Origin of the sequence: Burkholderia sp. Ax-1719, assembly GCF_011753055.1 — a bacterium.
Classification (GTDB): Bacteria; Pseudomonadota; Gammaproteobacteria; order Burkholderiales; family Burkholderiaceae; genus Paraburkholderia.
This window is the reverse complement of sequence record NZ_VWWJ01000041.1, coordinates 1-13,700: the sequence shown is the minus strand read 5'-3', so window position 1 is coordinate 13,700 and position 13,700 is coordinate 1. Positions and strand designations below refer to the sequence as shown.

Here is a 13,700-nt window from a genome sequence, read left to right as displayed (position 1 = left end):
ACCTTCGCCGCATCGCGAGGCCTCAATGAATGTCGACGTCTACGGCACGCTCGTCGCCGCGTCGCTCGTCCTGTTGCTCGGCAACCGGCTGGTGGCCGCGCTGCCGCTGTTGCGCCGCTGGACCATTCCCGAACCCGTGGCGGGCGGTCTCGTGGCCGCGCTCGTTCTGTTTGGTCTACACGCGTTCGCTAACGTCGATGTGAGTTTCGACGCTTCGCTGCAAACGCCGCTCATGCTGGCGTTTTTCGCCACCATCGGCCTCAACGCGAACCTCGCCAGCCTCAAGGCGGGTGGCCCGATGCTCGCGCGCTTTCTGGTCGTGGTGGTCGGACTGCTGGTGCTGCAAAACCTGGTGGGCATCGGCCTCGCTTATGCGCTGGGCGTCGATCCGCTGTTCGGCTTGCTGGGCGGTTCGGTCTCGCTCTCCGGCGGACACGGCACCGGCGCGGCGTGGGGCAAGGTCTTCACCGAGCATCATGGCTTGCAGTCCGCCACCGAAGCCGCGATTGCCTGCGCAACCTTCGGCCTCGTGATGGGCGGCATACTCGGCGGCCCGGTCGCGCAGCGTCTGCTCAAGCGGCTCGGGCGCGGCGAAGGCGCCAATGCCGATACAAACGGCGAAGCCGCGTCGCGCGCTTTCGAGGCGCCCAAAGCCGAACAAGCCACCACCGCCGCCGCTTTCATCGAAACGCTCACGCTGATCGCCATCAGCCTCGCGGCGGGCAACGTCATTGCGAGCTGGCTCGCGCGCACGCCCGCCGAGTTGCCCGCGTTCGTGTGCGTGCTGTTCGTGGCGGTGCTGCTCGCCAACGGCCTGGCGCTCGCTGGCCGCCCCGTCGCCGCGCATGCGGTGGCGCTGATCGGCAACGTCAGCCTCGCGTTGTTCCTCGCGATGGCGCTCATGACGCTGCGTTTGTGGGATCTCGCGGCGCTGGCGTTGCCGGTGTTCTCGATCCTCATCGCGCAGACCGTGCTGATGGTGCTTTACGCCATGTTCGTCACGTTCCGCGTGATGGGCGCGAACTACGACGCCGTCGTGCTTGCGGCGGGCCATTGCGGCTTCGGCCTGGGCGCGACGCCCACCGCCATCGCCAATATGCAGGCCGTGACGGCGCGCTTCGGTCACTCGCACCTCGCATTTCTCGTCGTGCCGATGGTGGCTGCGTTCTTCATCGATATCGCCAATGCCATCGTCATCAAGCTGTTTCTCGCGCTGCCGATCTTCCAGTGACCCGCAGCAACAAGCGTCGATTCCATAAGTCATCCTTGATGATCCTGCGGAGAAACTTTAACTGTCGTTAATCGATGGCTGCCCCTATGCTCGAACCATCGTCCGTCTGCTTCAGGCAAGTCAGGCAAGCGCTCAACGGACACGCGGTTTTCAACGTCATTGGGGAATCACATGAAGATCTGCATCTTCGGAGCCGGCGCGATTGGCGGCATGATGGGCGTGCAACTCGCGCGCGCGGGCGCCGACGTGAGCTTCGTCGCACGCGGTCCGCATCTGGCCGCCATGCGCGAACACGGCGCGCGTCTCTTGATGGATGGCGAGGAATTCGTCGCAAAGGTTCGGTGCACGAATGATCCGCGCGAGCTAGGCGTGCAGGATGTCGTGATCGTCACACTCAAGGCGCATTCAGTGACAGGCGTAATCGACGCGATGCAGCCGCTGCTGGGCAAACATACCGCCATCGTGACGGGCACCAACGGCATTCCGTACTGGTACTTTCACCGTCACGGCGGCAAGTTCGAAGGCACGCGGCTCGAAAGCATCGATCCCGACGGTACGCAATGGGCGCGCCTGGGCCCCGAGCGCGCGATTGGCTGCGTGCTCTACCCCGCCGCCGAAATCGATGCGCCCGGCGTGATCCGCCACGTGTACGGCAAGAAGTTTCCCATCGGCGAGCCGTCCGGCGAACGCACCTCGCGCATCGTGCAGTTGCAGGAAGCGATGACGGCAGCCGGTTTTGAAGCGCCGATCCGCGACACTATCCGCGACGAAATCTGGCTCAAGCTGTGGGGCAATCTCTGCTTCAACCCGATCAGCGCGCTCACGCACGCGACGCTCGACGTCATCACGCAGGACCCCGCGACGCGCGCCGTGGCGCGCACGATGATGCTGGAAGCGCAACGCATCGCCGAGCATTTTGGGGTGCATTTCCGCGTGGATATCGAACGGCGCATCGACGGCGCGGGCGCGGTGGGCGCGCACAAGACCTCGATGCTGGTCGATCTGGAGCAGCGCCGACCGATGGAGATCGATCCGCTGCTGACGGTGGTGCAGGAAATGGGCATGCTGGTGGGCGAAGCGACGCCCGCTATCGATACGGTGCTTGCGCTGGTCAAGCAACGCGAGCAGATGATGAAAATGGCCGCCTGAAGGCAGGGTGGAGGTGACAAGCCGCGCGATAGCGCGGCTTTTTTATTGGGCGATTGAAACGACGGCTGAAACGACGACTTCACGTTCTTGCGCAGCAGGTCGACCGATATGCCCTGCGTCGATGAACTGCGACCACACGGCCTGCGCGCACGGCCTCAACGAACGATGACGCCGACGCACGAGCAGCGTGCTCACCTGCACGACCGGATGCAGCACACGCACGACGTGCGGCCCGTCAGGCAACGGCCAGTGTCTCGTATCGCCATCGGCGGCATCAGTCGAAACGGGCAGTACGCCGATCCCCATGCCGAGCTGCGCCATGCGCGCAACGCCCGCCGCGTGGGCAAGCTCCTGCAGGCCGTGATCGGGCGCGCGCACGCCATCCAGCGCGTGCATGACTGCGCTACGAAACCCGGAATCGCGATTGAGTGTGACGAGCGCTTCGTCGGCAAGCGCGCGCCAATGCAATGGAGCAGTTCGCGCGAGCGTATGTTGCGCTGGCAACAAGGCGCACAGCGGCGTGGCTGCGATTGGCTGCACGTCGAACTGGCCGCCCGCGAGCCGCAGCGCGGGAATGACTTCGGCGATCAAGCCGAAATCCACCTCGCCCTGTTCGACCGCCTGCAAGACGGCTTCCTGCGGCGAGTCCTGCAAATGCAGCGTCACAGCGGGCAACGCAGCCGCACAGCGCGCAATCGCATGGGGCACCCAGCCCGACGACAGCGCCGGGTTGCTCGCCACCATGACGACGCCGCGATGCGCCTGATGGGCGTCGCGGCCTTCGTTCAATGCCATGTCGATTTCGTCGAGCAGTCGTGCGATGCGCCGCTCGAAGCCGCTGCCCGCCGAGGTGAGTTCGACCTGGCGCGTAGTGCGATCGAACAGTTTCAGGTCGACGGCCTCTTCGAGTTCGCGCACGCAGCGGCTCACGGCGGACTGCGTGAGACCGAACTCGCGCGCCGCGCGCGTGAAGCTGCGCGAGCGCGCGACCGCGACGAATACCTTGAGTTGCTGGAGTGAAACGTTCATCGACATCGGCGGTGTGTGTGCGTCATTCGCCGGTCTGGTTCTGCCACTGCTGAAGCGCGCCGGAATGCGTCGCGAGCGTGGCCGACGAAGCTTCGCCGTTCTGCTCGATCAGGCGTTGGCGCATTGGCGCGAGGATGAATTTCGCGCTCACGCCCGCGGCGATCGTGATGACTGCCGCGACGATGAACACGGCGCTCCAGCCGCCCGTTGCCGATAACACCGAGGCTACCGGTACGAGCAGCGCGGCCGTGCCCTTGGCGGTATAGAGCGTGCCCGCATTGGCGGCGGCGAACTTGCTGCCGAAGGTATCGGCGCAGATCGCCGGGAAGATCGAGAAAATCTCGCCCCAGAACAGGAAGATCAGCGCGGCGAACGTCATGAACGCATAGGGGTTCGTGCCGTACTGCATCATGCCCAGCAGCGCCAGGCCCTCGCCCACGAAGATGATGAACATGGTGTTCTCGCGGCCGATCTTGTCGGAGATAAAGCCGCACAGCGGACGCGTAAAGCCGTTGCAGATATTGTCGATCGACAGCGTGAGCGTGAGCAGCGGCAGCGTCGCGCCGAACACCGTCATCGGAATGCGTGCGAGGCCCCAGTCCTTCGCGATCGGGCCGATCTGCGCCGTCGCCATCAGGCCACCAGCCGCTACCGCCACGAACGAGACGTAGATGATCCAGAACACCGGTTGGCGCACCATCTGCCCCGGCGTGTAATCGACCCGCGAGACGAGACGGCGAGCTGCGCCCACGGCACGCGGCACCGGCTTTACCAGCAGGAAGGCCAGCACGAGAATCGCCGCGCCCTGCAGGATGCCGAAGAAAAGAAACGTCTGCTCGTAGCCCGAGCGCGTGATCATGTTGGCGATGGGGATGACGGTGACCGCTGCGCCCGCACCGAAGCCCGCCGCTGTGAGGCCAGCCGCCAGGCCGCGCCGGTCCGGGAAAAGTTTGAGCGCATTGCCCACGCACGTGCCGTACACGCCGCCCGCGCCAATGCCCGCGATCACCGACGACGCGTAGAGCATCGGCAGCGTGGTCGCATAGGCATTGAGCACCCAGGCGAGGCCCGCGCAGATCGCGCCCACCGCCACGACCGGGCGCGGGCCGAATTTGTCGACCAGCCAGCCTTCAACAGGCACGAGCCAGGTTTCGGTCAGGATGAAGATCGAGAACGCCAGTTGAATCGACGCTTCGCCCCAGTGATGACGTGCATTCATGGGCGCGACGAACAGCGTCCACGCGTATTGCAGATTGGCAACGAGCGCCATGCATAGCATGCCGACCACCAGTTGACACCAGCGGTTCGTCCAGAACGGACCGCCTTCGCTCCTCTGACCGATTGCATTCATCTCGCTTGTCTCCGCTATCCATTCATGGGGGCCGGTGCTTTTGCCGGCCTGCATAGTCTTCAACTTATGGTTCTGAATCTATTCCTTGTTCTTTTTCGATTCGTCACACGAAAATTCGCATTGAAATTCGTTGAATCGTTTTGAAGCACCGCTTTCTTTTGATTCGTGAATTCGCTTAAAAGGCATTCGTTTGATTCGGGTTTTCCCGCTATAAACACGCAGTTTTTGGTGAATTTGCGCGTTAACCCGCAAGCAGAATCCAATGCATTCGGACTCCTTTCAACTCATGCTAGGGTGAATGCTCAATTACTCACAATTAAAGTTTGTTAGTATGTGGATTCACCATCCTTTATGGATCGGCCATGACCATGCGGAACGCCACGCTGCGCCAGTTGAAGGTCTTCGAGACCGTGGCGCGCCACCTCAGTTTTTCGCGTGCCGCCGAAGAGTTGCATCTCACCCAGCCAGCCGTTTCCACTCAGGTCAAACAGCTCGAAGAACACGCGGGCCTGCCGCTTTTCGAACAACTGGGCAAGAAGATCTATCTCACGCCGGCCGGTACGGAAATGCTCCATTACAGCCGCGCGATCATGCAGCAGTTCCATGAAGTCGACGAAGCCATGAGCCAGCTAAAGGGCGTTTCGGGCGGCAAGCTCAATGTGGCGGTGATCAGCGCGGGCGATTACTTTTTTCCGCGTCTGCTTGCGGAATTCACGCGGCGCTACAAGGGCGTGGAGCTCAATCTCTCGGTGCACAACCGCGAGCAATTGCTGCATCAGCTTTCCAGCAACCAGACCGATCTCGCGATCATGGTGCGGCCTCCGCATGCGACGGACGCCGTCAACGAAACGTTTGCGCCGCATCCCTATGTGATCGTCGCCGCGCCGTCGCATCCGCTTGCGCACAAGCGCAATATCAAGCTCAGCGCGCTCGCCAACGAGGCGTTCATCGTGCGCGAACGCGGCTCGGATACGTGGAATTCAATGGAAGAAGGGTTCGCGGGCAAGCTCACGAACCTGAAGATCGCGATGGAGATTCACAGCACGGAAACGATCAAGCAAGCCGTGATCGCGGGCATGGGCATCGCGTTTCTATCGGCGCATACGATCAGCCTCGAACTGCAGGTCGGTCATCTGACCGTGCTGGATGTCGAAGGCTTTCCGGTCATGCTCAACTGGTACGTCGTGCACCGCAAGAACAAGCGTTTGCCGCCCGTTGCGCTCGCGTTCAAGCGCTTCCTCATGGAAGAAGGCGCACAGTTGATCGAGAACATTACACAAGTCTCACAGGCCTCACTTCATAAGTAAGGCACTATGGTTACAGGCGTAACGTTTAGCTCGGGTTAATGATCGGCGGCAATTCTGCGCGTTGAACGCCGCCTTCGGCGTGGGCAGTCGCGTGAGGCGCGGTGAATGGTCGGCCCGGTCTGCGCGGCGGGCGGCTGGTACACGGCGAGCCAGTCATCGAAGTTGGTGGGTTCGTAGGCGGCTGGCCCGCATGCAGCGACGAGCCAGGCATCGGGCACGACGCTCCATCGGGATGGCGCTGGTGGTTTTGACGTGTCAGGCGTCGCGCGCGTGACGCGCACATTGGCTCTGTGCCGCGTGTACCGCGCGCCGCCCATCAAGCACACGCCCAGCGCGGCGGCAAGCATACAGGCCGCCCCAAGCGCAGATACGTCGAACTCTTTTGACGCCGGGGACAACGCGATGCCCGCTCCAAGCGCGACGATCAGCGCAAACGCTGCGAGATAGAGCGCGTGCTCTCCCCGGCTCGGCGCGAGTGGATGACGTGAAATCGTGCGCGTATCGCGCGCAAATCGAAAAACGGTGGCGGCGGCACCGAAGGCCAGCGCCCCCAGCATCGCGCTGATGTAGAGCGCTATGCGTAGCGTGACCGCGTGAAGCGGCAGCACAAGCATGCCCGCCACGCTCGCGCACATCGCCGCCAGTGCGAGCGCGCAGCCCACGGCCGCAATCGCACGTTTCCAGCGAATGAAATCGCTGTGCGCCGCCAGCCAACAGCCGACGAGCACACCCGATTCCGCCGCCGCCACAGCAAGGGCGTGATGGACGAACAGCGCTGCCAGCAGGCCCGGCATCGCTATCGCTGTCAATGCGACTGAAATCGTGCGCGCCGCCCGGCGTGGCGGCGCGTCTTTGCGTACACAGGAGGGCTTCGCACGCGTCGTCGCCCCGCGTTTCCAGCTCGCCCCGTGCATCGCAAACTGTGCAAATGCACAGGCAAACCAGGCAAACAGCACCGCAGCGACTAGCGATATCGCCACGTCAGCCATGGGCTCGGGCATCTCGTCTCCTTGTGCGTCTCGTTCCAGGCGCGGGGCCGCGCTCAAACCACGCGTGCGTCTTCGGTTTGCGACTGTTCACTGGCTAAGGGCGAGCGCAGCGTATTCGCAAGCGTGCCGATGCCCTCGATCGTCACCGACACCATCGCGCCCTCGCCGATCGAACCCACGCCCAGTGACGTCCCGCAAGCAATCACGTCGCCCGGCTCCAGGGTGAGATCCTGCGAAATCAGGCTGACCTGTTGCGCGGGCGAAAACACCATGTCGTCGAGTGGATAGTTCTGCCGCTCCACACCGTCGAGCAACGTTACGACGCGCGCCTGACGCCAGTCGAAGCCCGAGACGATCGCCGGTCCCAGACAGCAGAACGTATCGAATCCCTTCGCCCGGCACCATTGCGGGAAGTGCGGATTTTCGGTCAGCAGTCCTGCCGCCGTCACATCGTTGACGACGGTGTAGCCGAAGATCGCCGCCTGTGCTTGTTCGAGGCTCGCATTGCGGCAGCGCTTGCCGATCACAATGCCCAACTCGCCTTCGAAGACGATTTTTCCCGCATAGTGGGCCGGTCGCCGGATCGTCTCGCCCGAACCGATCACCGATTCCGCAGGCTTCAGCAAGAACAGCGGATGTTCCGGCACCGGCTTTTCCAGCTTGCGCGCGAGCGCATGGAAGTTGTTCCAGAGCGCAACGACCTTGCCAGGCGCACAGGGCGCAATCGGCGTGAGCGCACGCAGCGAGAGCACGGCGCCCGTCGGCACGGGATGGTCGATCCCTTCGTATTCGTGCAGATAGCCGTTTTCTGTGCGACCGAACACGATGCTGCCGTCGTTCGCCATCAAGCGCATCCATGTATCCATGCTCTGCTCCAGCGTTTCAGGTATTCGTTGTGCGCGCATCGATAGTCGATATCGTGCGCGTGGCCGCGCTTTGCGCTCTGAGCCGATAGCGCCTCAAATCGCGCCCGATGCGCGCAGCGAACGGATCTCCGTTTCGCTATAGCCGAACTCGGCGAGCACTTCATCGGTGTGCTCGCCCAGCATCGGCGAACGCGTGACTTCGGTTGGACTATCCGAAAGCTTGATGGGATTGCCAACCGTGAGGTACTTGCCGCGTACCGGATGCTCCACTTCGACGATGGTGCCGCTTGCGCGCAGCGAAGCATCGTTGGCGATTTCCTTCATCGAGAGAATCGGCCCGCAGGGGATGTCGTGGCGATTGAGCACGGCCATCGCCTCGAATTTGGTGCGAGCCATGGTCCAGTGTTCGATTTCCGCGAAAATATCCTTGAGATGCGGCAGACGCGCACTGGGCGTTGCGTAATGAGGATCGTCGATCCATTCCTCGCGGCCGATCAGCTTGCAGATGCGATCCCACACCGGCGCCTGGGCGATGAAGTAGATATAGGCGTTCGGATCGGTCTCCCAGCCCTTGCACTTGAGAATCCAGCCGGGCTGGCCGCCACCCGATGCGTTCCCTGCGCGCGGCACTGCATCGCCAAAGGCGGCGTTAGGAAATTGTGGGTACTCCTTCATAACGCCGGTACGCTCAAGACGCTGCTGGTCGCGCAGCTTGACGCGACACAGATTGAGCACGCCGTCCTGCATGGCCGCCAGCACCTTCTGGCCGCGCCCCGTGTGCGTACGCTGGAACAGCGCCGTGACGATGCCCAGCGCCAGATGCAGTCCCGTGCCGCTGTCGCCGATCTGCGCGCCCGACACGACCGGCGGCCCGTCGTCGAAACCCGTCGTGGAGGCCGCGCCGCCCACGCATTGCGCCACATTCTCGTAGACCTTGCAGTCCTCGTAGGGCCCAGGGCCGAAGCCTTTCACCGAAGCCACGATCAGGCGTGGATTGAGCGACTGGATGTGCTCCCAGCTAAATCCCATGCGATCGAGCGCACCCGGCGCGAAATTCTCGACCAGCACGTCGCACTCGCGGATCATGCGCTCCAGCACGCGCTTGCCCTGCGGGTTCTTGGTGTCGAGCGTAAGCGAGCGCTTGTTGCCGTTGAGCATCGTGAAGTAGAGGCTGTCCGCGTCGGGGAGATCGCGCAGTTGCTCGCGCGTGATATCGCCCGCGCCCGCGCGCTCCACCTTGATCACATCCGCGCCGAACCACGCAAGCAACTGCGTGCAGGTCGGGCCCGACTGCACATGCGTGAAATCGAGAATGCGCACACCGTCCAGTGCCTTGCCCATGTCAGGTCTCCTTGATTAGTCGTGGCCGGGCGAGAGAAACGAAATCCGCGAAAGCTGTTTGATGCGTCCTTGTTCAATACGGTATGTGATATATCACAATGAGGCAAGAGCGGGTTTATCCGCTGAAAAGGCCGGTCAAACCCGCGCTCAGCCTTTTCCCGTATGGCTTTGTTGGAAGGGAAGCGGAATGTGGCGTTGCAGGCGCGGGAAAACCCCGACGCTTTTGAACGCAGATATTTCAGATTTGGTGTTCGGGATGCGTGGGCTGCTACCTTGGCCGAGCGCCTTGATGCGCATAAAGTTCTGACCAATACGCTGACTGCACAAGCGCCCGAAGGCTCTCCGCAAACGAAAACGGGAGACCCGAAGGTCTCCCGTTGTTCGCAAAGCAATGGCGCCGATGCCGCGCCGCAATCTCAATCAATCGAGGAAATCGCAGTTCTTCTCGACAAAGACGGCAAGATCCAGCGAATGCTGACGCACGAGGCGCTCGGCAAGTTCGGTATCGCGCTTTTCAAGCGCTTCGATAATGCGCAGATGATCGACGATTGAACGCGATGCGCGGTCGCTCTGCGAGATCGTCATGCGGCGGATCGCGCGCACGTGCACGAAGATGTTCTTGATCGTGTCGAGGATGATCTGCGACTTCGACAGTTCCACGATCGCCTGATGGAAGGCGATATTGGCATCCGAATACTCAGCGATATGCTCGGCCGGCGTACTGTCGCGGAAGGCGTCGAACATGTGGCGCAGCCGGGCGATTTCCTCGTCCGTGGCGTGCAGCGTCGCGAGACGCGCGGCCATGCTTTCCAGCGCGGCCCACATCTGGATCATCTCGACAATTTCACGCTTGTTCTTGCGCACGATATAGATGCCACGGCGCGGCACCATGCGCAGAAAACCTTCCTGCTCCAGCAGCGTCATGGCCTCGCGCACGGGCGTGCGACTGACGCCGAGCGTTTCGCTCAGCACGCGCTCGTCCAGACGGATTTCTTCGCGCGACTGGTAAATGTCCGCGTCGGCGATGGCCTGGCGCAACATTGCATAAGCCTGATCGCGCAGGCTCAGCGTGGCATTGATGGGCTGCAGCGCCAGCGTAAGCGGCGCGGCGTCCCGGGTGGCGACAGCTTCAGTGTGCTCTGACGACATTCATTGCCCTTTTGCCCTTCATTGACTCTTCTTTGCCGCCCAGCCAACTCAGCCGATGCGACCGACCTGCGGCCCAACCTTGGGACCGACGTGCGAACGGACTGGCTGGCGAACCGGCTGCGCAAGTGGCGCTTCGCCCAATCCGGCGAAGCGTCCATGCTGGCCTGCCTGATCGATGGCCGACTGCGGCAGCCATTTGGCGATCATAACCGTTGCAGCCGCGCCTAAACCCACCACTGCCGCGCCGAAGAGTGCGAGAGAGACGAAATCCATTTGAAGCTCCGCAAGATTGAGTCATCGAATGACTGAATCATATGCTGCGTCGCGACAAAAATCAATATTCTGTATGTGATATATCAAAGACAATGATTCCTCTGTGGTGTCTTCGATACATCCCGGCCTCAACTGCGAAGCATTCATGCTGGACCAAACATTCGCACGCGGCAAGAGGGTCGCAAGCGCTTCCGGTTCACCCGGCTCGCCGTTGTTTGCGTTTTGCATGGCAGTCCGGAACATTCGCGGGGAATTCTGTTGACAGCGCAAACAATGTCCCCGTACATTCGATCCATGCACACCTTTGCCGCCCTTCCCCACACGACCGCGACTCATCGCCCGTGGCATATGCCGAAACATGGCATGGCACGGGGGAATGTGTGCGTATAGGCAATCCAGGCAGTCTGTCGTTACGCAAACCACAAGCCCCGCCGAATCGACGGGGCTTTTTGTATTGTGGGTGGCAGAAGTAACGCTCCGTCCGTCGGCTTCAGAAATGGAGAACACGATGGATCAAGCTTCACAGCAGGACGCCGACGGCGCCTGTTCCGCCTTGAGACTTGAGCGCTTCGAGCGCATCGAACGTCTCGAACGCTTCCCGCTCGATGCCGCGCTGCCCGCGCAATCGATCCACTTCGCCGTGCCCGCCGGACAGACGCTCACGTGGCGCGTCGCCGCCGACAGCACCGTGCGCGTGCACGGCTCGCGCGTCTGGCTCACGCGCGCACGTTCGCCCTACGACCACTGGCTGAACCCCGGCGACACGCTGCGCGTGTTGCGCGGCGAGCGGCTCTGGCTGAGCAGCGAAGCGTCCACCGTTCCGCTAGCCGATAACGAACTGACCACCGCGCGCGTGACTATTACCTGCGCCTGGCGGCCTCCGCTGGCCAGCGCGCGTCGGATCGTCGAGCATTGCGTCACGCGTTTTTCGTGGCTGTCGCTGCTGACGTTGCGCCGGGCGCGCTAGCGCTCAGCGGCCCGCGCCCGTCATGAAAAAACGCCGGGCGTGCCTTGAATCGGCACGCCCGGCGTGATTGGATTGGCCAGCGTATCGCGGCCGTCTTCAGAACTTGTGGCGCAAGCCCAGGTTGATCATGGTCTGCGACGAGGTGCCGTTGTAACCATACGAGCCGATCGATGCCTCGGCGGGCATCGAACCGCCCGAGCCGTCGCCCTGATCGCCGCTCGCGTGCTGCCAGGCCGCCGTCATATAGAGATCGGTACGCTTGGACAGGCTGTAGTCCGCACCGATCGACACCTGATGGTAAGTGGCGTTGGTGTCGCCGTTCGCGTGCGTGTAGCTGTAGCCCAGGCCCAGCAGCAGCGCCGGGCTCAACTGGTAATTCATGAAGCCCTGACCGGTGTTGTACTTTTCGGTATCGCGGAACACCGAACTGGCATCCGGCGCGTACTGCGCGTTGCTGTAGCCCAGCCCGAACGTGAACAGGCCCAGCGAATACTGCGCCGCCGCCCGCGCGATCGAAAGTGAGTGAGCGCTCGCATAGCCGGTGTTGATCGGACCGTCGAACGTGCCGTCCGACGTGCTGGTCCAGCCATCGGTGCGCACGCCAAGGCCGGCCTGGCTGTTGGCGGCGTAGAAGTAGCCGCCCGCAACCGCAATCGGCCCATTGTTATAGGCAACCGCCGCCGAATACGACTGCTCGGAGCCGGTCGTGCCCGCAATGCCGCCGAACGAGTACATCGCGGCGGCCTGCAGGCCATTCCAGACGGGGGTGGTGTACTTGACCGCGTTGTTCACGCGGAAGCTGTTGTCGTAGTTGTCGACGTCGCCGGCCGTCGCAAAGGCCGAACCGAAGTAGTTGTCCTCGGTGATCCCCTGGACGAGATCGATCAGCGGATCGTACTGGCGACCCAACGTAAGCGATCCATATTGCTCGGCGGTCAGGCCGACGTACGCCTGGCGGCCAAACAGCCGTCCGCCCTGCGCCGACGAACCCGTCGACGGATTGAAGCCGCTCTCCAACTGAAAGATCGCCTTGAGGCCGCCGCCCAGGTCTTCCGCGCCCTTCAAGCCCCAGCGCGAACCCGAGAGATTGCCGTAGCTGCTGTTGCCAAGCGTCCAGAGATTTTTATCGCCGTTGGCGTGATTGACGTAGGTAATCGAAGTGTCGATGGTGCCGTAGAGCGTGACACTGGTCTGGGCATGCACTGCGCCGGCGGCGCCGAGCGCGACGAGCGAAAGCGAAGTCAACGCGAGTCTCTTCACGTCATTCTCCTTGTCGACCGGAGTCCGTGCCCCGGTCCGATGCAAGACCTTATGCGGGATCGCATATCGCAGGATCCCTGGCGCAGTTCACATCACTTGACTGAATCAGACTAACTCCACCGCGACGCGAAGTAAAAGAATTAAAAAGTGTGTCTCGATTTGGTAACAGCGGATTCAGAAAGGGTTGGCGGTTGCCGTAAAGCATTGAGTCGCGCCGCGACGCAATGGCTGACCAGCCGGGCGTTGAGTGTCCGAAGCGCCCCGTTAATTGAGATGCCGGTAACATTACGGCCGACTCATTTCCGCGTCATTCATCGCCGATTTTCGCGGCGATTATCCCATTCGTTTGCAAACATGAAGATTCGGATAAGTCACGCCCGAATCGCTGAAATGCAGAACGACAATGCGTAAAATACCGGCCCGACACGTCAGGTTGGTGAATTTTTCATCCGAACCCAATTGATGTTTCTTTAACTACCTAGTCAACCGTCCAGACGCCCCGCGCGTTTGCTGCTTTACCAGTCATTTACCAAACGTTTACGTTTTCGCTCGGCCGCAGCGGTCCGCCAGCCAGGTCCGCCGCCCGGAACGTAACGTCCAACATGCGATGTCGCCCCCGGGGACGCCAGCACGGCGCCAAGGCGGCATCCGGGAATCCGCCGGACCGACCCATGTTCCAAACGCCTCCTTCGCGCCTCGCGCGCGCCGCCGTCGTGGCGCTGCGCCGCCGCGCCCGCGTCATGCGCCTGCAGCGCTTCGCGGCGCCGGCGCTGGCACTCGGCATCTGC

12 protein-coding genes are annotated in these 13,700 nt (G+C 62.3%); 4 read left to right on the top strand and 8 right to left on the bottom strand.

Annotated features, from left to right (window positions below; genetic code table 11):
* Positions 1-25 precede the first annotated feature (25 nt).
* Both gltS and F3J17_RS34195 read left to right on the top strand, forming a co-directional pair.
* Positions 26-1,231, top strand: a complete 1,206-nt coding sequence (gltS, locus tag F3J17_RS34200; RefSeq protein WP_167069975.1) for a sodium/glutamate symporter — start codon at positions 26-28, stop codon at positions 1,229-1,231.
* A gap of 171 nt (positions 1,232-1,402) precedes the next feature.
* Positions 1,403-2,380, top strand: coding sequence for a 2-dehydropantoate 2-reductase (locus F3J17_RS34195; protein WP_167069973.1), 978 nt, complete (start codon positions 1,403-1,405; stop codon positions 2,378-2,380).
* Between the two features lie 42 nt (positions 2,381-2,422).
* Here F3J17_RS34195 and F3J17_RS34190 read toward each other — a convergent pair whose 3' ends face one another.
* Both F3J17_RS34190 and oxlT read right to left on the bottom strand, forming a co-directional pair.
* Positions 2,423-3,409, bottom strand: a complete 987-nt coding sequence (locus F3J17_RS34190; protein ID WP_167069972.1) for a LysR family transcriptional regulator — start codon at positions 3,407-3,409, stop codon at positions 2,423-2,425.
* A gap of 22 nt (positions 3,410-3,431) precedes the next feature.
* Positions 3,432-4,760 (bottom strand): oxalate/formate MFS antiporter, encoded by a 1,329-nt coding sequence (gene oxlT / locus F3J17_RS34185; RefSeq protein ID WP_167069971.1) that lies wholly within the window; start codon positions 4,758-4,760, stop codon positions 3,432-3,434.
* A gap of 362 nt (positions 4,761-5,122) precedes the next feature.
* On the opposite strand from oxlT, the gene F3J17_RS34180 reads away from it, so the two are divergent.
* Positions 5,123-6,067 (top strand): LysR family transcriptional regulator, encoded by a 945-nt coding sequence (locus F3J17_RS34180; RefSeq protein WP_167069969.1) that lies wholly within the window; start codon positions 5,123-5,125, stop codon positions 6,065-6,067.
* 35 nt (positions 6,068-6,102) lie between these two features.
* On the opposite strand, the gene F3J17_RS34175 is transcribed toward F3J17_RS34180, so the two are convergent.
* The 5 genes from F3J17_RS34175 to F3J17_RS34155 form a co-directional block, all read right to left on the bottom strand.
* Complete coding sequence (locus tag F3J17_RS34175; protein ID WP_167069968.1) at positions 6,103-7,068, bottom strand: hypothetical protein; 966 nt, start codon at positions 7,066-7,068, stop codon at positions 6,103-6,105.
* 41 nt (positions 7,069-7,109) lie between these two features.
* Positions 7,110-7,922 (bottom strand): fumarylacetoacetate hydrolase family protein, encoded by an 813-nt coding sequence (locus tag F3J17_RS34170; RefSeq protein WP_167069966.1) that lies wholly within the window; start codon positions 7,920-7,922, stop codon positions 7,110-7,112.
* A 93-nt stretch (positions 7,923-8,015) separates the two neighbouring features.
* Positions 8,016-9,263, bottom strand: a complete 1,248-nt coding sequence (gene frc, locus F3J17_RS34165; RefSeq protein WP_167069965.1) for a formyl-CoA transferase — start codon at positions 9,261-9,263, stop codon at positions 8,016-8,018.
* A 420-nt stretch (positions 9,264-9,683) separates the two neighbouring features.
* On the bottom strand, positions 9,684-10,412 hold the full coding sequence (locus tag F3J17_RS34160) for a GntR family transcriptional regulator (RefSeq protein WP_027817178.1): 729 nt from the start codon (positions 10,410-10,412) through the stop codon (positions 9,684-9,686).
* A 48-nt stretch (positions 10,413-10,460) separates the two neighbouring features.
* Positions 10,461-10,685 carry a hypothetical protein gene (locus F3J17_RS34155; protein WP_167069963.1) on the bottom strand — a complete coding sequence of 75 codons (225 nt, stop codon included), beginning with the start codon at positions 10,683-10,685 and terminating at the stop codon, positions 10,461-10,463.
* Between the two features lie 508 nt (positions 10,686-11,193).
* Between F3J17_RS34155 and F3J17_RS34150 the strand changes: the two genes are divergently transcribed.
* Entirely contained in the window at positions 11,194-11,652 is a 459-nt protein-coding gene (locus F3J17_RS34150; protein ID WP_167069962.1) for a DUF2917 domain-containing protein, read from the top strand.
* Between the two features lie 96 nt (positions 11,653-11,748).
* Here the strand turns inward: F3J17_RS34150 and F3J17_RS34145 are convergent, their stop codons facing one another.
* The gene (locus F3J17_RS34145; RefSeq protein ID WP_167069961.1) at positions 11,749-12,912 is read right to left on the bottom strand and encodes a porin; all 1,164 of its coding nucleotides are present in this window, start codon (positions 12,910-12,912) and stop codon (positions 11,749-11,751) included.
* Positions 12,913-13,700: the final 788 nt, after the last annotated feature.